This is a genomic window from Oceanisphaera litoralis (assembly GCF_016907015.1).
Lineage (GTDB): Bacteria > Pseudomonadota > Gammaproteobacteria > Enterobacterales > Aeromonadaceae > Oceanimonas > Oceanimonas litoralis.
In genome coordinates this window covers 1-18699 of sequence record NZ_JAFBBE010000017.1, presented here as the reverse complement: position 1 = coordinate 18699, position 18699 = coordinate 1, and the positions used below count along the sequence as shown (strand labels likewise).

The 18699-nt window shown below is 54.7% G+C and carries 21 protein-coding genes; 12 read left to right on the top strand and 9 right to left on the bottom strand.

Annotation, left to right across the window (positions count from 1 at the left end; genetic code table 11):
• Positions 1–71 precede the first annotated feature (71 nt).
• From purH to HNR62_RS11265, 3 genes are all read left to right on the top strand, one after another.
• Positions 72–1655, top strand: a complete 1584-nt coding sequence (gene purH / locus HNR62_RS11275; RefSeq protein ID WP_204796197.1) for a bifunctional phosphoribosylaminoimidazolecarboxamide formyltransferase/IMP cyclohydrolase — start codon at positions 72–74, stop codon at positions 1653–1655.
• Positions 1656–1876: 221 nt separating this feature from the next.
• Positions 1877–3163, top strand: coding sequence for a phosphoribosylamine--glycine ligase (gene purD / locus HNR62_RS11270; protein WP_204796196.1), 1287 nt, complete (start codon positions 1877–1879; stop codon positions 3161–3163).
• A gap of 102 nt (positions 3164–3265) precedes the next feature.
• Positions 3266–3634 (top strand): COG4315 family predicted lipoprotein, encoded by a 369-nt coding sequence (locus HNR62_RS11265; protein WP_204796195.1) that lies wholly within the window; start codon positions 3266–3268, stop codon positions 3632–3634.
• 53 nt (positions 3635–3687) lie between these two features.
• On the opposite strand, the gene HNR62_RS11260 is transcribed toward HNR62_RS11265, so the two are convergent.
• From HNR62_RS11260 to HNR62_RS11225, 8 genes are all read right to left on the bottom strand, one after another.
• Positions 3688–4044, bottom strand: coding sequence for a sirohydrochlorin chelatase (locus tag HNR62_RS11260; RefSeq protein WP_204796194.1), 357 nt, complete (start codon positions 4042–4044; stop codon positions 3688–3690).
• Entirely contained in the window at positions 4041–4472 is a 432-nt protein-coding gene (locus HNR62_RS11255) for a hypothetical protein (RefSeq protein ID WP_204796193.1), read from the bottom strand. Before HNR62_RS11255 ends, HNR62_RS11260 begins: the two co-directional genes overlap by 4 nt.
• Positions 4473–4594: 122 nt before the next feature.
• The gene (hupA, locus tag HNR62_RS11250) at positions 4595–4867 is read right to left on the bottom strand and encodes a nucleoid-associated protein HU-alpha (protein WP_204796192.1); all 273 of its coding nucleotides are present in this window, start codon (positions 4865–4867) and stop codon (positions 4595–4597) included.
• A 231-nt stretch (positions 4868–5098) separates the two neighbouring features.
• The gene (locus HNR62_RS11245; protein WP_204796191.1) at positions 5099–5974 is read right to left on the bottom strand and encodes an NAD(P)-dependent oxidoreductase; all 876 of its coding nucleotides are present in this window, start codon (positions 5972–5974) and stop codon (positions 5099–5101) included.
• 86 nt (positions 5975–6060) lie between these two features.
• On the bottom strand, positions 6061–7548 hold the full coding sequence (gene astD / locus HNR62_RS11240; RefSeq protein WP_239552757.1) for a succinylglutamate-semialdehyde dehydrogenase: 1488 nt from the start codon (positions 7546–7548) through the stop codon (positions 6061–6063).
• Between the two features lie 3 nt (positions 7549–7551).
• On the bottom strand, positions 7552–8568 hold the full coding sequence (gene astA / locus HNR62_RS11235; RefSeq protein WP_204796190.1) for an arginine N-succinyltransferase: 1017 nt from the start codon (positions 8566–8568) through the stop codon (positions 7552–7554).
• A gap of 78 nt (positions 8569–8646) precedes the next feature.
• On the bottom strand, positions 8647–9861 hold the full coding sequence (locus tag HNR62_RS11230; RefSeq protein WP_204796189.1) for an aspartate aminotransferase family protein: 1215 nt from the start codon (positions 9859–9861) through the stop codon (positions 8647–8649).
• A 393-nt stretch (positions 9862–10254) separates the two neighbouring features.
• A complete protein-coding gene (locus HNR62_RS11225) occupies positions 10255–10836 on the bottom strand; it encodes an anthranilate synthase component II (RefSeq protein ID WP_204796188.1) in 582 nt (193 codons plus the stop codon).
• A gap of 403 nt (positions 10837–11239) precedes the next feature.
• Here HNR62_RS11225 and HNR62_RS11220 point away from each other — a divergent pair, with 403 nt between their 5' ends.
• Positions 11240–11404 (top strand): hypothetical protein, encoded by a 165-nt coding sequence (locus HNR62_RS11220; protein WP_204796187.1) that lies wholly within the window; start codon positions 11240–11242, stop codon positions 11402–11404.
• A gap of 24 nt (positions 11405–11428) precedes the next feature.
• A complete protein-coding gene (locus HNR62_RS11215) occupies positions 11429–11707 on the top strand; it encodes an integrase (RefSeq protein ID WP_204796186.1) in 279 nt (92 codons plus the stop codon).
• A gap of 348 nt (positions 11708–12055) precedes the next feature.
• Here HNR62_RS11215 and HNR62_RS11210 read toward each other — a convergent pair whose 3' ends face one another.
• The gene (locus tag HNR62_RS11210) at positions 12056–12985 is read right to left on the bottom strand and encodes a hypothetical protein (RefSeq protein ID WP_204796185.1); all 930 of its coding nucleotides are present in this window, start codon (positions 12983–12985) and stop codon (positions 12056–12058) included.
• A 581-nt stretch (positions 12986–13566) separates the two neighbouring features.
• Here HNR62_RS11210 and HNR62_RS11205 point away from each other — a divergent pair.
• The 7 genes from HNR62_RS11205 to radC all read left to right on the top strand — a co-directional run bounded on the left by HNR62_RS11205 (position 13567) and on the right by radC (position 18435).
• Positions 13567–14199: an inovirus Gp2 family protein gene (locus tag HNR62_RS11205; protein WP_204796184.1), complete on the top strand. Its 633-nt coding sequence runs from the start codon at positions 13567–13569 to the stop codon at positions 14197–14199.
• Between the two features lie 41 nt (positions 14200–14240).
• Positions 14241–14432: a helix-turn-helix transcriptional regulator gene (locus HNR62_RS11200; protein ID WP_204796183.1), complete on the top strand. Its 192-nt coding sequence runs from the start codon at positions 14241–14243 to the stop codon at positions 14430–14432.
• A gap of 96 nt (positions 14433–14528) precedes the next feature.
• Complete coding sequence (locus HNR62_RS11195; RefSeq protein ID WP_204796182.1) at positions 14529–14852, top strand: hypothetical protein; 324 nt, start codon at positions 14529–14531, stop codon at positions 14850–14852.
• A 100-nt stretch (positions 14853–14952) separates the two neighbouring features.
• Positions 14953–15906: a DUF932 domain-containing protein gene (locus tag HNR62_RS11190; protein ID WP_204796181.1), complete on the top strand. Its 954-nt coding sequence runs from the start codon at positions 14953–14955 to the stop codon at positions 15904–15906.
• Positions 15907–15989: 83 nt separating this feature from the next.
• Positions 15990–16973 carry a YqaJ viral recombinase family nuclease gene (locus HNR62_RS11185; RefSeq protein ID WP_204796180.1) on the top strand — a complete coding sequence of 328 codons (984 nt, stop codon included), beginning with the start codon at positions 15990–15992 and terminating at the stop codon, positions 16971–16973.
• Positions 16970–17866 (top strand): recombination directionality factor, encoded by an 897-nt coding sequence (locus HNR62_RS11180; protein ID WP_204796179.1) that lies wholly within the window; start codon positions 16970–16972, stop codon positions 17864–17866. Before HNR62_RS11185 ends, HNR62_RS11180 begins: the two co-directional genes overlap by 4 nt.
• A gap of 71 nt (positions 17867–17937) precedes the next feature.
• Complete coding sequence (radC, locus tag HNR62_RS11175; protein ID WP_204796178.1) at positions 17938–18435, top strand: RadC family protein; 498 nt, start codon at positions 17938–17940, stop codon at positions 18433–18435.
• Positions 18436–18699 lie beyond the last annotated feature (264 nt).

Below are 18699 nucleotides of genomic sequence, written 5' to 3'. Positions count from 1 at the left end.
TGACCTCCTTGTCTGATCTCATTGTCGATTTTACCAAACCCCCCGATAGATCGTTAAAGGAACGAGAACCCATGGAAACTGCTCGACCCATTCGCCGTGCTCTGCTGAGTGTGTCCGACAAACACGGCATCGTCGCCTTCGCTCAGGGCCTGCACGCCCGGGGCGTAGAACTGCTGTCCACCGGTGGCACCGCCCGCCTGCTGGCCGAACAGGGCCTGCCCGTGACCGAAGTGTCCGATTATACCGGTTTCCCGGAAATGATGGACGGCCGGGTCAAGACCCTGCATCCCAAGGTTCACGGCGGTATCCTCGGCCGTCGCGGCCAGGACGACGCCATCATGGCCGAGCATGCCATCCAGCCCATCGACATGGTGGTGGTTAACCTCTACCCCTTCGCCAACACAGTGGCCAACGCCGATTGCACCCTCGAAGATGCCATCGAAAACATCGATATCGGCGGCCCGACCATGGTACGTGCGGCCGCCAAGAACCACAACGACGTGGCCATAGTGGTGAACGCCGGTGACTACGAGCGCCTGCTGAACGAGATGGACGCCGGCAACAACAGCCTGACTCAGGCCACCCGTTTCAGCCTGGCCATTGCCGCCTTCGAGCACACCGCCCAGTACGACGGCATGATCGCCAACTACTTCGGCACCATGGTGCCGGCCTATCATGCCGCCAGCGAAGACTCCGCCTTCCCGCGGACCATCAACTACCAGTTCACCAAGAAGCAGGATCTGCGCTACGGCGAAAACAGCCACCAGAGTGCCGCCTTCTATGTGGAAAACGACATCGATGAAGCGTCCGTTGCCACCGCCACCCAGCTGCAGGGCAAGGAGCTGTCGTTCAACAACATCAATGATACCGATACCGCCCTGGAATGCGTGAAGGAATTCGATGTTCCGGCCTGTGTGATCGTCAAGCACGCCAACCCCTGTGGCGTGGCTCTGGGCGATAACCTGCTGGAAGCTTACGATCGTGCTTATCAAACGGATCCCACTTCCGCCTTCGGCGGCATCATCGCCTTTAACCGCGAGCTGGATGAAGCCACGGCCAAGGCCATTGTCGAGCGCCAGTTTGTGGAAGTGATTATTGCCCCCAGCATCTCCGATGCCGCCAAGGCGACCGTAGCCGACAAGAAAAACGTGCGCCTGCTGGAATGCGGCCAATGGGGCGCCAAGACGCAGGGCCGTGACATCAAGCGCGTCAACGGTGGCATCCTGGTGCAGGATCGCGATCTGGGCATGATTGGCCTGGACGATCTCAAGGTGGTCAGCAAGCGCCAACCCAGCGAAGAAGAGCTGCAGGATCTGCTGTTCTGCTGGAAAGTGGCCAAATACGTCAAGTCCAACGCCATCGTCTACGCCAAGGGCGCCCAGACCATAGGCGTGGGTGCCGGCCAGATGAGCCGCGTCTACTCCGCCAAAATCGCCGGCATCAAGGCCGCCGACGAAGGCCTGCAGGTGGAAGGTTCCGTGATGGCGTCCGACGCCTTCTTCCCGTTCCGTGACGGCATCGACGCCGCCGCCGCCGCCGGCATCAGCTGCGTGATCCAGCCGGGGGGTTCCATGCGTGACGACGAAGTGATCCAGGCCGCCGACGAGCATGGCATGACCATGGTCTTCACCGGCATGCGCCACTTCCGCCACTGATAAGAATCTACGGGCGGTGTTATTGAACGCTGGGTAGCTATCGGGACAGGGGGAATCTCACGCCGACACGCCATGAACCCATCCATGGGGGCTCGAAATGCCATCCATGGCATTTCATGGTCGGCTTAGAGACTTCCCCCTCTCCCTCCCTAACCGGCCGAGTGGCACTTTACAGACCCGTAGCTTCCTTCGTTTGCTTTAAAAATTTAGAGGAACAGACCATGAAGGTATTGGTAATCGGCGGTGGCGGTCGTGAACACGCCCTGGCCTGGAAAGCCGCCCAGTCTCCCAACGTCAGCCAGGTATTCGTGGCCCCCGGCAACGCCGGCACCGAGCTCGAGCCCGGCCTGACCAACGTGGCCATCTCCGCCACCGACATTCAGGATCTGCTGGCCTTCGCCAGGAAAGAACAGGTAGACCTCACCATTGTCGGCCCCGAAGCGCCATTGGTGGCCGGTGTGGTCGATACCTTCGAAGCCGAGGGCATGGCCATCTTCGGCCCCAGTGCGGCTGCCGCCCAGCTGGAAGGCTCCAAGGCTTTCACCAAGGACTTCCTGGCCCGCCAGAAAATCCCCAGCGCCGACTATCAGAACTTCACCCAGGTGGAACCGGCACTGGAATACCTGCGTGAAAAAGGCGCCCCCATCGTGGTCAAGGCCGACGGTCTGGCCGCCGGCAAGGGCGTGATCGTGGCCATAACGCTGGAAGAAGCCGAAGCCGCAGTACGCGACATGCTGGCCGGTAATGCCTTCGGCGACGCCGGCAGCCGGGTGGTGATAGAGGAATTCCTCGACGGCGAAGAAGCCTCCTTCATCGTGATGGTGGACGGCGAGCATGTACTGCCCATGGCCACCAGCCAGGATCACAAGCGCGTCGGCGACGGCGACACCGGCCCCAACACCGGCGGCATGGGTGCCTACAGCCCGGCCCCCGTGGTGACGCAGGACATTCATGATCGCATCATGGAGCAGGTGATCATGCCGACCGTGCGTGGCATGGCGGAAGAAGGCCATGTCTACAAGGGCTTCCTCTACGCCGGTCTGATGATCGACAAAGCCGGCCAGCCCAAGGTGATCGAGTTCAACTGCCGCTTCGGCGATCCCGAAACCCAACCGATCATGCTGCGCCTGCAGTCCGATCTGGTGGCGCTGTGCCTGGCCGGTTGCCGGGGTGAGCTGAACAAGGTCACCGCCGAGTTCGACCCCCGCGCCTCCGTGGGTGTGGTACTGGCTGCCGGTGGCTACCCCGGTCACTACCGCCAGGGCGATACCATCACCGGTATTCCCGCCGGCACCGACACCGCCAAGGTGTTCCACGCCGGCACCAAGTTCAAGGACGGCGAGCTGGTGACTTCCGGCGGCCGGGTGCTGTGCGCCACCGCCCTGGGCAATACCGTCACCGAGGCCCAGGCCAACGCCTACGCCGCCGCGCGCCAGATCGAGTGGCAAGGCGTCTTCTGTCGCAGCGACATCGCCTACCGGGCGATAGCGCGAGAGCAGAAGAATTAATGCAGCCGGTCCCGGAATGAAAAAAAAGCGGCCTCTGCAGGCCGCTTTTTTTATGTCAAACATGCCTATACTACTGAGACCATCCACCAAGGAGAGCTGCAGATGTTGAGCAAAGCACTGCTCGGTTTAACCCTGACCTTCAGCCTGCAGGCGCTGGCGGCGCCGGTACAGATGACCGATACCCCGGAAGGAGAAATACTGACTAACGAAGTCGGCATGAGCCTGTACGTCTTTGATAAAGACCAGGCGGGTGTGAGCAACTGTAACGATAAATGTGCGGATAACTGGCCACCGCTGGCCGCCGCCAGCGATGACACAGCCGACGGCGACTACGGCATAGTGACCCGGGCCGATGGCAGCCTGCAATGGAGCTACAAGGGGCAGCCCTTGTATCTGTGGAAAGAAGACCAGCAGGCGGGTGACACCTCGGGCGACGGCAAGTTCGATGTTTGGCATCTGGCCAGGCCTTGATATCCATTGCCGCCATACAACGTGTAATGAAAAAGAGCCCTTGCGGGCTCGTTTTACAACTGGTGTCCCAGCCAGTCGGCAAAGCCCGGCAGGGCGCCGAGGTGGGGCAAGAGGGTGAGGTTAACGTCCGGGTATTGCTCCCGCTTCTGCACCAGTACCGAGGGCAAGTCCTTGACCACATGCTTGCCCTCGGCCAGAAAATAGGGGAACAGCCTGATGTCTCTGGCCCCCGCGGCAACCTGCTGGTCGATGGCCTGCTCCAGGGTCGGCTCGGCCAGCTCCCAGAAAGCGTGCCCCATCAGCGCGAAGCGCCCCGCCATGCTGGTGCTCAGGCTGTGGGCAAAGGCCGCTATTTCCTCGTTGGCCGCAGCCCGGCGACTACCGTGGGCAACCAGAATAAATCCGTTCATATGACTCCTGCTTTGCGCCGTACCTTCGGCGCCTGGGCCGTCAGTACATCGACACAATAATCCCAGCTTGCGATACGGTAATGTTGAATGTCCTCATCCAGATGCGTGCCCTGGCTCTGCTGGTGGAACCAGGTCAGAAAGCGGGAGGGGGTAATCAGCTGGATCTGGCTGTCGATATCGGTTTCATCGTCATCCATAAAATTCAGTACATCGGCCCCTTCCAGCACCTGATAGCCAAACAGATGATCAAACACCAGCTGGTAGATTATCCGAGGCGGGCTATCGATGTCGGCGGGCATGCCCATCGACAGCACCAGCTGGCCATTCCATACATCCTGATGCAGCTCTGTCAGCATCAGCCCCTTGGCCAGGCCCCGGGCACCGGCCCATGGCGTTGCCACCTGTCGAATTGCGTTCACTTCCATCATAGCCTCCCAGAGACGGGAACAGACCGGGTTAACGTATAACCTGTGTCAGTTATAACAACCCAAGGATTAAAGGAGCAAGTACGGAGGAAAAAAAACCCGGCGAAAGCCGGGTTTGGAAGCGGTTACTTGATGGCGTCTTTCAGCGCCTTGCCGGCCACGAAGGCGGGCACATTCGCCGCAGCAATCTGAATTTCATTGCCAGTCTGAGGGTTGCGGCCGGTACGCGCGGCACGGTGATTTACCTTGAAAGTACCGAAACCGACCAGTTGCACCGGATCACCTTCTTTCAGGCTTTGGGTAATACCGTTGAGTACTTCTTCCAGGGCTGCCTTTGCCTGAGCCTTGCTCAGATCTGCTTTGGCGGCAATTGCATCGACAAGCTGAGTCTTATTCATAGGGGATCCTTTCTCACTTGGCATTAAGTGGTTGCCCACTGTATTCAAATTTCAGGCTCAAGCAAAGCCTTTGTCTTGATGGCAAATATCAAGTGCCGTTGTTTTGTGCGGAAACTGCGGAAAACATCACATAACCGCAAGGAGGCGTACCTGTAGCCCAAGGCCACAGCCGAAACAGCATAGCCGACCCCCTTCACGACCGCCAGCCTTGTAGTTGCTTCAGGAGTGGCTTCAGGAGCGGCTTCTGGATTCCAGTGCCTTGATCACCACGCTGGAGTCGCAACGCCCGAAGCCGTCGGCCAGCAGCGTTTCATATACCTTGTGTACCTGTTCGGTCAGCGGCAGGTTCAGCCCCTGCTGCTCGGCTTCATCCAGACAGATGCCCAGATCCTTGTGCATCCACTGGGCGGCGAAACCGAAGTCGAACTTGCCTTCCGCCATGGTCTGGGCCCGGTTCTGCAGCTGCCAGCTCTGGGCGGCGCCACCGGCCAGTACTTCGATCAGGGTGGGAATGTCCAGCCCGGCCTTTTTGGCGATCATCAGCCCTTCGGCGATACCCTGTACCGCACCGATCACACAAATCTGGTTCACCATCTTGCAGCGCTGGCCGGCACCAATCGGGCCCATTCGGGTCACTTTTTTGCCATAGGCGGCCAGTACAGGAGCGGCTGCGGCCACATCGGCCGCAATGCCGCCGATCATCACCGTCAGGGCACCGTTTTCCGCCCCCAGCTGACCGCCGGACACGGGCGCGTCGATGAAGCGCGCACCGGCTTTACTTGCCGCCACCGCCAGCTCTTCGGCCAGCAAGGCGGAGGTGGTGGTGTGATCCACCAGCAGTGCGCCCGGCTTGATGCCCGCCAGCACCCCTTCGGCGCCATAGACCACGGCTCGCACGTCGTCGTCGTTGCCGACGCACAGCATCACCATGACGGCGTCTTTGGCCGCCAGCGCCGGCGTGGCGGCACGGGTGCCACCATGACGAGACACCCAGGTGGCCGCCTTGTCCGCATGGCGGTTATAGACACAGACCTCGTGTCCGGCCTGCTGAAGATGCCCCGCCATGGGAAAGCCCATCACGCCCAGTCCGATAAATGCCAGTTTCATAATCCTTGCTCTCCATGCGCTTGATGCCTGTGTAAAAAGGGAAACGCGACGGCATTCCCCTTTCAAGTACCCGGAGCGGTTTGCCGTTAGAAGCTCAGGCCCGGTGACAATGTGGCCGGCATGCTGACCTTGTCGTCCTCTACCGAGGCCACCGGGTAGGCACAGTAGTCGGCGGCGTAGTAGGCGCTGGCTCTGTGATTGCCGCTGTCGCCGATGCCGCCGAAGGGTGCCGCGCTGGAGGCGCCGGTGATCGGCTTGTTCCAGTTGACGATGCCGGCCCGGATGCGACGGAAGAAGTAATTCCAGTCGTCGGCGCTGTCGGACAGCAAACCGGCCGACAACCCGTAACGGGTGTTGTTGGCGATGGCCAGCGCCTCGGGCAGCTCACCATAGCGGATCACCTGCAGCAGCGGGCCGAAGTATTCCTCGTCCGGCAGATCGGCAATGGCGGTCACGTCGAGGATACCCGGCGACACCAGGCCGGTACCGGCCTGCAGCTGCTTGAGCATCAGCAGGGATTCACCGCCCAGCGCCAGCAGATGCGCCTGGGCGGCCACCATGGACTTGGCAGCCGCCTCCGAAATCATCGCGCCCATAAACGGCTGGGGATCCGCGTCATACCGACCGACCCGGATGGCTTTGGTCACCTCCAGCAACCGGGTCAGGATCCGATCGCCGGCGTCGCCGTTCGGCAGCAGCAGGCGGCGGGCACAGGTGCAACGCTGGCCGCTGGTAATAAAGGCGGACTGCACTATGGTATGCACGGCCGCATCCACATCGTCCACTGCGGTCACCACCAGCGGGTTGTTGCCGCCCATTTCAAGCGCCAGAATCTTGCCGGGCTGGCCGGAAAACTGGTGGTGCAGCAGGTTGCCGGTGCGCGACGAACCGGTGAAGAAGAGGCCGTCGATGCCCGGGTGCGCCGCCAGCGCCTTGCCGGTGTCGACTTCACCCTGTACCAGGTTCAGTACCCCGGCGGGCAGGCTGGCCTGAGCCCACAGTCTGACCATTTCCTGGGCCACCATGGGGGTCAGCTCAGAGGGCTTGAACACCACGGTATTGCCGGCAATCAGGGCCGGCACTATGTGGCCGTTGGGCAGGTGGCCGGGGAAGTTGTAGGGGCCGAACACCGCCACCACACCATGGGGCTTGTGACGCACAAAGGCACGGCCGCCGGGCATGGAATTTTCCACCGTGCCGGTGCGCTCGAAATAGGCCTTTTCGGAAATACCGACCTTGCCGACCATGGCTGCCGCCTCGGTCAGGGTTTCCCACTGGGGCTTGCCGGTTTCGCGGGCGATAATGCGGGCCAGCTTTTCCTTGTGCTCGGTCAGCAGCTCGGCGTAACGCCTGGCAATGGCCAGACGTTGTTCAACGCCGGTATCGGCCCAGGCCACCGCCGCCTCGCGCGCGGCGGCAACGGCCGCAGCCACCTGCCCGGCGCTGGCGGCTTTACCCTGCCAGATTTCTTCATTTTTAGCCGGATCCAGCGAGACGAAAACATCGCCTTTGCCAGCCAGCCACTGACCGTTGATGTATTGAACCGCGTCGGAATATTGCATTGCTTCAGTCATGAGTTACATCTCCACGAGCCGGACGGTATCGCCGTCTTCCACCATGAGCAAGCGGGCAACCTCTTCGGTCATCACCGCCTGGACTTTTTCTTCATTTACTGCCACATCGCCGATCAGAGCCCGAAAGCCATCGAACCGGGTATTGCTGATCAGGTGCATGCCGGCATTCACCGGCTCGCCAACATGTACTTTCAGCTGACGGCTATTGCGCACGGTGCGGATCTGTCTGAGATCGCACTCCACGCTGGGACCGGCATCGAAGATGTCGACATAACCACGCCAGGAAAAGCCTTCCTCTTCCAGCAGGTGCAGTGCCGGCCGGGTCTGGTCGTGCGTCTTGCCGATCACGGCTCTCGCTTCTTTAGACAGCAGATTGACGTAGATCGGGTATTTCGGCATCAGATCGGCGATAAAGCCTTTCTGACCGATACCGGTCAGGTAATCCACCGTCGGGAAGTCCATGGAGAAAAAGTGCTCTTGCAACCAGCTCCAGAAGGGGCTGCTGCCGCTGTCGTCGGATACGCCGCGCATTTCCGCCAGGATCCGGTGATCGAACAGCTCGGAAAACTCGGCCAGAAACAGGAAGCGACATTTGGACAACAGACGACCGTTCAGGCCATGGCGCGCCTGCTCGCGCAGAAACAGGGTGCACAGCTCGGTGGTGCCGGTGTAGTCGTTGGTCAGGGTCAGGGTATCGACCACGTTGTAGATTCCCAGTCTTGGCGAGCTGTGCACCTGCTTGCCCAGCAGGTAGGTATAGAAGGGAGAAGACAGCCCCACGGCCGCATCCAGGGCGGAGGTGCCCAGTACTTCGCCGGTGTCGCTGTCTTCCGCCACGAAGAAATACAGGCATTCTCCTTTGCCCGCCGGTCGGCTGGCAAAGGAGGCCATGGAGTAATCTATCTTGTTTTGCAACAGCTCATCGTTCACCGGCAGCGAGGTAAAGCCGTGGCCTGACTCAATGGCGATCTGCTTGAGGGCGGGGAAATCTCTCTGCTCGATGGGGCGAATCACCAACATGCAGAACTCCTTATCACAAAGGTGGCGACCAGAGCGGGGCAACCCTGCCCCGCCCTGAATTCCTGTCGCCGGAAGGGTTTATCCGTTAACAACCCGGGCTACGGCGCGCTCGAAGCGGGCCAGCCCCTCAACCACTTCTTCCTTGGTGATCACCAGGGAAGGGGCGAAACGAATCACGTTGGCGCCGGCCACCAGCACCATCAGCTGCTCTTCCATCGAGGCCATCAGGAAGTCGCGGGCGCGGTCCTGGAACGTCTCGTTCAGCACACAACCCAGCAGCAGGCCCTTGCCGCGAACCTGCTCGAAGCAATGGTATTTGGCATTGATCGCTTCCAGCCCCTCGCGGTACCAGCTTTCACGTTCTTTCACGCCATTCAGCACCGCATCGGTGTTGACGGTATCGAACGCCGCCTCGGCCACCGCACAGGCCAGCGGGTTGCCGCCGTAGGTAGAGCCATGGGTGCCGACCTTGAGGGAAGCGGCAATCTTGTCGGTGGTGAGCATGGCGCCGATGGGGAAACCGCCACCCAGGGCCTTGGCGCTGGTCAGAATATCGGGAGTCACGCCCAGATCCATATAGGCATAGAGGGCGCCGGTGCGACCCACACCGGTTTGTACTTCGTCGAACACCAGCAGGGCATTGTGCCGATCACACAGCTCGCGCACCGCTTTCACAAAGTCCGCATCCGGGCTGATGATGCCGCCTTCCCCCTGCAGCGGCTCCATGACCACGGCACAGGTGCGATCGGACATGATGGCCTTGAGCGCATCCAGATCGTTATAGGCCACATGGTCGATATCACCCGGCTTGGGACCGAAGCCATCGGAATAGCTTTCCTGGCCACCGACCGTCACGGTAAAGAAGGTGCGACCGTGAAATCCCTGCTTGAAGGCGATGATCTGGGTTTTTTCCGGACCGAAATGGTCGATGGCGTAACGACGGGCCAGCTTGAAGGCGGCTTCGTTGGCTTCGCCGCCCGAATTACAGAAAAATACCTTGTCGGCGAAGGTGGCGTCGACCATTTTCCTGGCCAGGCGCAGGGCCGGCTCGTTGGTCATGACGTTGCTCAGGTGCCAGAGCTTTTCGCCCTGCTCTTTCAGTGCGGAAACCAGCACCGGATGGCAATGGCCCAGACAGTTGACCGCAATGCCGCCGGCAAAATCGATGTATTCGCGGTTTTGCTGATCCCATACCCGGGCGCCCAGGCCCCGTACCGGGATGACCTCGGCAGGAGAATAGTTGGGGACCATGACCTGGTCGAATACTTCGCGGGTGACTGCCATATCAGACATGCTTTGCTCCTCAAATACCGCAGCTTGCACTGCGACAAAAGTTAAATCCATGTAAATTAACGAGCATTATTGCAAACCATCAGTGACTTGTCTCCACAGAGCGCGAACATGTTAGTCGTTTGCTCTGTGTTAGTTAAAAATACAGTCATTGATATTGCATAAGCTCGCACCAAAAACGTCGCTCCCGTGACGCAGACGGAAGCAGGCTGCATAAACGGGCAACCCAAAAAATTTCCGAACATCGTCAGAGGAAGCAGCCAACACCATTATTCCCGGTATGCAGACCACTGACGAACAAAAAACACCGATAGCCCAGTCAAGTCTAACGAATACCGGTAGCCATCAGTAGAAGTTCTAATACGCTGCCGACAGCATAAAAGGAAGGGGTAAGGCTTACATCAGCGCGAGGAAATTGCTCAGCAATCGATGGCCGCCTTCGGTCAGGATGCTTTCGGGATGAAACTGCACACTATGCAGTGGCAGGCTACGGTGCTGCATGCCCATGATTTCGTCCCGCTCGCCGGTTTCGCTTTCGGTCCAGGCAGTAAGCTCGAAACAGTCCGGCAGGCTGTGCGCCTCCACCACCAGCGAGTGATAGCGGGTCACGGTGAGCGGATCCGGCAGGCCGACGAACAGCCCCTGGCCGGTATGGCGAATGGCCGAGGTTTTGCCGTGCATGACCTGACGCGCCCGCACTACCTTGCCCCCGAACGCCTGCGCCATGGCCTGATGGCCGAGGCAGACGCCGAGAATGGGCAAGTGGCCGGCAAAGCACTCGATGGCCGACAGCGATACCCCCGCCTCATTGGGGGTGCAGGGCCCGGGCGAGATCACCAGCCCGGCCGGCTGCAGCGCCCTGATCTCGTCCAGGCTGATGTCATCGTTACGGCGCACCAGCACCTGCTGCCCCAGTTCACCAAAGTACTGCACCAGGTTGTAGGTGAAGGAGTCATAGTTATCGATCATCAGCAGCATATTGAACTTATCTCTTTGATTTTAAACACACTAACCAGTAAAACACTGCCTTGATACCCGCTCCGATACCCGCAATTTCATTTGATACCCTGACCCGAGACCTCAACAGCACACATGAGGAAGCTGTATTTTCGCATCTATCCTGTTGGCGTCAAACTTCAACTGTCTTCTTCTTGGAGAAGATGAGCGCGATGTGCTCCTGCTCATCTGTCATTTGCCTAGCTCTACTTTAAAGCCAAAAAGGTGATAGCGGCCCTGCAGCCCGTCCAAAACCGAGGAAACCTGGAAACGCTTGATACAACGTATCAATGAAATCATGACCTACGCTGTTAACTCAGGTCTCATCGATGCGAACCCGGTTGCCGGTGTATACCAAGCTTTTCTGTAACTAAAGAAAAAGCACATGCCTAGCATTACGCCGGAGCAACTGCCCGAGCTAATGTTTGCGCTCACCACGACAAACATCAACCTGCAGACACGGCGGCTGATAGAATGGAGAGTACACACCATAGCCAGGCCCGATGAAGCTGCCGACGCACGTTGGGAAGAAATAGAGCATGGAGGATAAATTTGGCGGTTCCCTGGTCACAGAATGAAAGCCGGTCGTGAACATATTTCCTCACTAATATCCCAGCAGATTGCAATACTAGAATTTATTCAGCCGAGCAGTGGCCATAGAGTATTTATATTCTCCGGAACAAAAGATATCAAGATTCAGATGAGTAGCCAAACGACCAGCATGGTACTAAATAGAATAAGTTTTGGTGGCATGTTTTTTTATCGCCTGATATTTATTTCCAGCACGAGACTAAACGAGGAAGAACGTTATCCTGATTTGCTTGAGGCTGCACCGGCTCATATCCACAAGTGAGGTTTCTTTCGGGCTTAAGAAAGGCTACATACCTTGATCGACGTAGCTAAATGATGGAATATCGGAACATTAAATTAACAGAATCAATGCCATTAAAACCTACAAAAAAAGAAAAACATATTCAAATAAAATTACTTCCAGCAGTTCAGAGCAACATTATCATCTATTTATTAACCACCCCTTACACAAAGAAAATCGAGGGCCAAATACACAGTTACACCTGATACAATACTATCAATAATAACCAAGTATAACCTAGCCCTCGAAAACAGTGGACGACTTGTTTCCTGATTTAACAAATCAACATCAAGAAATAATAACGACATCATCATTATTAAATATTAACCATCACCTCTTCTTTGTATCAAGAATCAGCTTCTCAAGCATTATCTCTATAGATACTCCATGAGCAATCACCAGCTCATCAAGTATCTTCTTTGCCTTTTCACTCACATACGTGTTAATGGGCACTTTATCTTTCTTACTTTCTCTATATTTTTTTTGGCTCCACGCCCTACTACATTTTTCAATAACTCTTCTTTTTGTATCATCATGCTTTCCACTGATATCAATAAAACCCAAGGATAAAACAAATTCTTCTTCAGAAGAAGAAGGATTCATCGCAAAGGTACTATTCAAAGTTAAAGGTAAAGATAAAGATAAATCATCATTCATGGCTTTTGATATATACTTCCAAACCCACCCACATTGAACATCATCATTTTTATCTAGAAACCCAATAGATATACCTTTATCCCTAACAGCAAGCCAATCCTCTCTAATCTTTTCAAAATAATTAGGATTATTACCATCCAGCATTACATTCCTAGCATCAAAGTAATGCACAAGGAAAAGTATTTGTTCAATTCGGTCCCGATTGCCACTAACAGAGCCGAGTGAAAACACCAAGCAATTCAAATCTAGACTGGCCATCGTCCTTAATCTATACCAAAAAAAGAAGCAGCTCCGATCATCAGGACATGCACTCTTAACCCTTCTCAATCGTTCACTATGAACCTCTTTATAAAGTTGGACTTCACTATCTATATAACTCTTAGCGGCATTTAGATAATCTAATTTATCAAAAGGATTTGCTTTAGTTGCTTTCCCAATCTCCCTCTCTATATAAATCTTAAGTTGATTAACATCAATAAAGAATGGAACAACATCAACACTTTCAGTACTTTCAAACTTAATACGCTGATATATAAATCTCAAAACGTTTATATCGGAGGGAAGGAATCCCTGAACAGAGTCATTATATTTAACAATAGCCATGGGGGCACCACTAAGTGATAACACAGTAGAATAACTGTACCATTACCAACTTATTAATCAATGATTTCAGCGTTATTTATACGTCATAATCGTAGGCAATTTGAGCATAAATGCCACATTTCAGTGCGTAAAAATCAGTATAAACGCCACTCGACTGATCCTCCGTACCAAGGGAACCTTACATCGTGTCCTCATGAAGAGCACAAACTACAGGGTATGATGAGAACACACCATTATAAATGCAGCATACATTCGAAAAAAATACACCTATAAAATACATTAAAGGCTGATCTTCATAGGCTCTTATGGTCCAGTCATATCTCCATAGTGAAAGCACGTGAAAATGACTCCCCCTCCCTATCCTTTTACAAAATCTCCCCTCATAACATCAGAGTAAATAAAGTACCACTTCTTGCTCGCCAGCCCTTACAACTAAAGCTCTACAGAGTCACAGGGAAAATAGAAAACTGTCTGATTGATTAATATAACAACCAACCCATAGATAGAACCTACTAATAAATATTCAAATATATATTATTTACATGAACACCTACTCCTATGGAACCATAAGGAGTGCAAGCATGAACAACCGATACAACCATAACCATGGCCCATTAATCTCTAGCTATCTCGACATTATAAAGTTGTGTATTGAAAAGTCTCTACTCGAACACCCCAGAACGCTAGCTCTAAGATTCGATTTGCGATTACCAGGATCTAATACCAGCGATCATATTGCTGAAGATGCCCCTACCTACTTCATCAATATCGACCATGGAGTAATGACCAGGTTTACTGAGTCATTAAAAGCAAAGATAAAACATGACATAAATAAGAGAAGAAGTTCAGGCTATAGAGTTCATCCAACAAGTGTGAGGTATGTTTGGGTAAGGGAGCATGGAGAGGGTAACAAACATCACTATCATCTTTTGCTTTTAGTGAATAATGACACATACACTTTCGGCCATACCTCGATTAATCAAAATAAGCTTGTCAGAATGATAAGAGAAGCTTGGTGCAGTGCTCTCAACATCGACAAAGATAGCTTTAATTATCTTGTCCATATTCCAGAGAATCCATTTTATCCACTCAACAAAAACAAAGTTAACTTTCAAGTTGTACATGAAAGCCTAATCTACCGCACCAGTTACATGTGCAAATCAAAAAGTAAGCCTTCCGACAGCAACAGAAATATTGGTCGTTCATCTAATTAACAATAACCATCATTCATTTGTACATTACACAGGAGCACGTCATGAAACTTATAAAAATAAAAGATGTGATGGACTACACTGGTCTCGCCAGATCAACGATCTACAAATTCATTTCTGAAGACACATTTCCCAAACCAGTACCTCTTGGCGAGCGAGCAGTTGCCTGGGTTGAAAATGAGATTCAGGACTGGATCATTGATCGAATAGCCCAAAGAGATAAACTAAATTCTTAACATTTCCCCTATCGCATTAAAAAACAAATCAGACATATATCATAGATTGAGTGAAAACCACTCAACATATTCCGTCACATTACAGGAGACATGTGTATGTCTATATATTGCCCATCATGTAAATCCACCCACGTTATTACTCGTGACCTAGGAAGAAAAGTGGGAGGAACTACTGGAGTAGTAGCAGGAACGGTAACCGGAACGGCTGGAGCGCTAGGAGGTGCTAAAGCAGGTGCCATTATTGGTTCTATAGGTGGGCCGGTTGGCGCATCTATTGGATCAATTGCTGGTGCAATTTGGGGTGGCCTGGTCGGTGGAACAGCCGGAGGAATTGCCGGTGCCAAACTTGGTGAGGAGCTGGATAGCAAAGTTCTTATCAACTACGAATGCAAGCACTGCGGCCATCGTTTTCGAATTTAATTCAACATCGCTCCCTAGAAATCCATCACATCATGTGCTCTGAGCTCTTTCTCAGAGTCTTATTCTATTAAACATAAATTCTGTAAGTAAGGAGTGCATCATGGCTCACCTCGTCGAATCCATGGCCTACGTGGGCCAAACGCCCTGGCATGGCCTGGGCAATCAGCTCAGCCGCCAGCAACCGCTGTCGGTCTGGCTCAAAGAAGCCGGCATGGACTGGTCTATCAAGCAAAGCGATGTCATGTTCAATGCCGCCGAAGAAGGTTTGTTCCTGCGCAGTCACGATGGCGCTCAGGTACTGTATCGCTCCGATACCCTGGCTCCCCTGTCGGTGGTATCGAATCGCTACAAGGTGGTGCAGCCCAAGGAGGTGCTGCATTTCTATAAAGACCTGGTGCATGCCGGTGGTTTTGAGCTGGAAACCGCCGGTGTACTCAAGGGCGGTCGCAAGCTGTGGGCTTTGGCTAAAACCGGCCAGGCGAACCGGCTCAAAGGTAACGATCACATCAAGGGGTATCTGCTGCTGGCCACCAGTTGCGACGGCACCCTGTGCACCACGGCGCAATTCACCTCGGTACGAGTAGTGTGTAATAACACCCTGCAGGTAGCGGTTGGCCAAAAAACCGGAGCTATCAAGGTTCCTCACTCCACGATATTTGACCCCAAGCAAGTAAAAGAAGCCCTGGGGCTTGGTTTGTCGAGTTGGGATACCTTCATGCGTGATTTGAAAGCCATGAGTCAACGGCCCGTCTCGCCGGAAGAAGCGCATCGCTTCTTTGCACAAGTGCTGGACGACCCATGCGCCACCGACACCGATCTGTCTCCGTCCAAACCCATGCAGCAATTGATCAGCTTGTACGACGGTGCCGGTATGGGCGCTGAACTGGCCTCCAGCAAGAACACCGCATGGGGCCTGGTTAACGCCATGACCGAGTTTGTGGACCATCACCGCCGTGCCCGAAGCCAGGATAACCGGCTCGACTCTGCCTGGTTCGGGCTCGGAGCCCAGCTTAAGCAAAAAGCCTATGGTCAAGCCATGGCATTACTCAACTAACTCTTACCTTCATTACTTCCTGCATCCCCCCACTGGCATGAGCCAGTGGGGGGATGTTTTTTATGCGTTTAAGGAGACTCATCATGAAAACTCGTTATTCCCAAGCTCTGCGTCTGGCCGACACCAAGGCGCTCACTCACGAACAATGGCTACAGGTTCGCCAATCCGGCATTGGCTCATCCGATGCCGCCGTGGCCATTGGCCTATCCCCCTACAAAAGCCCGCTATCACTGTGGCTGGAGAAAACCAACCGCCGCCCTGCGCCCGATCTGAGTAACAACGAAGCGGTGTTCTGGGGCACCACTCTGGAGCCAGTGCTGGCTTATGTGTATACCCAGCGCACCAAACTTAAGGTGCGCCGGGTTAATTCGGTGCTACAGCACCCGGATCATCCTTTCATGCTCGCCAATCTGGATCGAGAAGTGCTGGGCCACCCCGATGGCGTGGGCACTCTGGAGATAAAGACCGCCGGATATCACTCCGCCCCCCAGTGGGAGCAAGGCATTCCTCTCGCCTACCAGTGCCAGGTATTGCATCAACTGGCCGTCACCGGCCATGCCTGGGCCGATGTGGCGGTGCTGATTGCCGGACAGGATTTTCGTATTTACCGCATCAACCGGGACGACGACAAGATTGCCGACTTGATCCTGCAAGAAAGTGCTTTCTGGCAGCATGTCATCAACGACACCCAACCAGATCCCGATGGCTCGAAGGATGCCGGTCAGGCATTGCAGGCACTCTATCCCGAAGACAAAGTGCCGGTGCTGGATCTGACCGAGTCAGTGGAAATGAACAGGCTGTTCTGCAACTTTCTGAATGCCAAAGAGAAAAAGGAGGAAGCCGAGGCGCGGGAAGTCACGATCAAACAGCAACTGCAGGCCGCCCTGGGCGATGCCGGTGGAGCCCTGTTTCAGGAAGGAAAGATCAGCTGGAAACGTAGCCGTGATCGTGTGGTGCCGGACCTTGAAAAGCTCAGTAATTCCCACCCCGAATGGCTGCAGCATTGCAGCAAGACCGTGCCCGGCTCACGCCGCTTTACCGTGCAACTGCAAAGGAGCAAGTCATGATCAAAGGACTCGCCATTACACCACCCATTATCGGACGGATCAGCATAGGTAAACTGGTCAATAAAAACGATAAATGGTTACCGGAAAAGGACGATAGCTTTACCCTGACAACTCAGATCCAGAACCGCAGTGGCTGGATGCTACATCCCCTGCATCAGCGGTATTCCGAAGGCGCAGCCAACGGCAAGATCCGTTCAATTCCGGTCAAAGTCTTGTTCAACGACAGTGACCTTAATCTACGCGCCGAATACAGCGCCTTTGATCGCAGCACAGGCCGCCCTATTTGTGTGGGTAACGGTGAAGTCGCAAAACGAGTCGGAGAAGGAGGCATCGAAGAAGTACCCTGCCCAAGCCCCGAGCGATGCCGCTTTGCCTACGAACAAGGCTGCAAGCTCTATGGCCGATTAAATGTTCAGGTTGATGGCCAGAATGATGAGCTGGGTAGCTTTATCTTTCGCACCACAGGTTACAACTCGGTCCGTACCCTGGCGGCCCGGCTACGGTACTTTGAAGCGATCACCGGCGGCAACACCCGGCACCTGCTGCTGCAACTCAAGCTCAGGGCCAAGAGCACCACCCAGTCTTACCGTACTCCGGTGTTCTATGTGGATCTGACCCTGCGGGACGAGGATACTCTGGCGGAAGCGGTAAGCACGGCACAGCAGGAAGCCGAGCACTACCGGCAATCCGGTGTGGACATTGCCAGCCTGGAGAACACCGCCAAACAGTTGCTGCATAACGGTCAGTTCGAGGACGGCGAAGAAGAGAACTCGCTGCTACTGGACGAGTTCTACCCGGAGCAGAACAGCCAGCCAGAAACCACCCAAGACGCCAAACCCACCAATCTGGTCAAAGCCACCCGCCTGACCAACAAACTCGGCACCGCCGAGTAACCAAACCCCTTGCCACCCACACCACTATCACGCCGCCCTTGAGCGGCGCTTTTTTATGTCTGGAGTATCCCATGAGCAATAAAATCTTTGTTGCCGGCGAGCAGACCGGTACCTACCTGGCCTCCGGTCCGGTTACCGAGGCTGACATTCTGCATATGGCCCACAAGTTGGCCCGTCGCCGGCTGGCCAAAGGCAGAGTGGTTGATTCACCCAGCAAAACCTTTGAGGCTCTGCGCACCCTATTACAAGAATACGAGCATGAAATGTTTGGCATGGTGCTGCTGGACAACCAGCACCGCATACTGCGTTTTGAACTGCTGTTTCGCGGCACCATTGATGCCGCCAGCGTTTACCCACGAGAAGTGGTCAAGCTGGCTCTCACCAGCAATGCTGCTGCCGTGATCTTCGTGCACAACCACCCATCTGGCGATCCCGAGCCCAGCAAGGCAGACACGACCATCACCCAGCGCCTGCGCGATGCCCTCAATCTAGTAGATATCCGTACTCTGGATCATGTGGTCGTCGGGCTGGAAGGCTGTGTGTCACTGGCGGAGCGTGGCCAAATATAACTCCCAAAATGTACCATGGCGCGCTATTGCTAAACCCGCCGCTGGTAAAGTTCAAAGATAATTAAGCTGTGAGCGGGGTGTTCTGATACGTGAAAAAGCGGCGAGAACGTCGCTTTTTTTTTTGCTAAAGAAGAGGCAACAGATATCTAATCATCGGCATTACTGACTAAACATTCGTAGGATCTTAAGCGGAGGCTGCTGTCAAAGCTTGCTACAGGGAGGCTAGTCGATTGATTTATCAGAAAAATGGTTTGAAGTGTGCTG

Excerpts from the sequence above, each read along its gene's own strand:
- HNR62_RS11255 (WP_204796193.1), bottom strand. The coding sequence starts at position 4,472 with ATGATGGAAGTGAACGCAATTCGACAGGTGGCAACGCCATGGGCCGGT.
- HNR62_RS11205 (WP_204796184.1), top strand. The coding sequence starts at position 13,567 with ATGAACAACCGATACAACCATAACCATGGCCCATTAATCTCTAGCTAT.
- HNR62_RS11180 (WP_204796179.1), top strand. The coding sequence starts at position 16,970 with ATGATCAAAGGACTCGCCATTACACCACCCATTATCGGACGGATCAGC.
- radC (WP_204796178.1), top strand. The coding sequence starts at position 17,938 with ATGAGCAATAAAATCTTTGTTGCCGGCGAGCAGACCGGTACCTACCTG.
- hupA (WP_204796192.1), bottom strand. The coding sequence starts at position 4,867 with ATGAATAAGACTCAGCTTGTCGATGCAATTGCCGCCAAAGCAGATCTG.
- purD (WP_204796196.1), top strand. The coding sequence starts at position 1,877 with ATGAAGGTATTGGTAATCGGCGGTGGCGGTCGTGAACACGCCCTGGCC.
- astD (WP_239552757.1), bottom strand. The coding sequence starts at position 7,548 with ATGACTGAAGCAATGCAATATTCCGACGCGGTTCAATACATCAACGGT.
- HNR62_RS11260 (WP_204796194.1), bottom strand. The coding sequence starts at position 4,044 with ATGAACGGATTTATTCTGGTTGCCCACGGTAGTCGCCGGGCTGCGGCC.
- HNR62_RS11195 (WP_204796182.1), top strand. The coding sequence starts at position 14,529 with ATGTCTATATATTGCCCATCATGTAAATCCACCCACGTTATTACTCGT.
- HNR62_RS11210 (WP_204796185.1), bottom strand. The coding sequence starts at position 12,985 with ATGGCTATTGTTAAATATAATGACTCTGTTCAGGGATTCCTTCCCTCC.
- HNR62_RS11245 (WP_204796191.1), bottom strand. The coding sequence starts at position 5,974 with ATGAAACTGGCATTTATCGGACTGGGCGTGATGGGCTTTCCCATGGCG.
- HNR62_RS11220 (WP_204796187.1), top strand. The coding sequence starts at position 11,240 with ATGCCTAGCATTACGCCGGAGCAACTGCCCGAGCTAATGTTTGCGCTC.
- HNR62_RS11230 (WP_204796189.1), bottom strand. The coding sequence starts at position 9,861 with ATGTCTGATATGGCAGTCACCCGCGAAGTATTCGACCAGGTCATGGTC.
- purH (WP_204796197.1), top strand. The coding sequence starts at position 72 with ATGGAAACTGCTCGACCCATTCGCCGTGCTCTGCTGAGTGTGTCCGAC.
- HNR62_RS11225 (WP_204796188.1), bottom strand. The coding sequence starts at position 10,836 with ATGCTGCTGATGATCGATAACTATGACTCCTTCACCTACAACCTGGTG.
- HNR62_RS11215 (WP_204796186.1), top strand. The coding sequence starts at position 11,429 with ATGAAAGCCGGTCGTGAACATATTTCCTCACTAATATCCCAGCAGATT.
- HNR62_RS11265 (WP_204796195.1), top strand. The coding sequence starts at position 3,266 with ATGTTGAGCAAAGCACTGCTCGGTTTAACCCTGACCTTCAGCCTGCAG.
- astA (WP_204796190.1), bottom strand. The coding sequence starts at position 8,568 with ATGTTGGTGATTCGCCCCATCGAGCAGAGAGATTTCCCCGCCCTCAAG.
- HNR62_RS11185 (WP_204796180.1), top strand. The coding sequence starts at position 15,990 with ATGAAAACTCGTTATTCCCAAGCTCTGCGTCTGGCCGACACCAAGGCG.
- HNR62_RS11200 (WP_204796183.1), top strand. The coding sequence starts at position 14,241 with ATGAAACTTATAAAAATAAAAGATGTGATGGACTACACTGGTCTCGCC.
- HNR62_RS11190 (WP_204796181.1), top strand. The coding sequence starts at position 14,953 with ATGGCTCACCTCGTCGAATCCATGGCCTACGTGGGCCAAACGCCCTGG.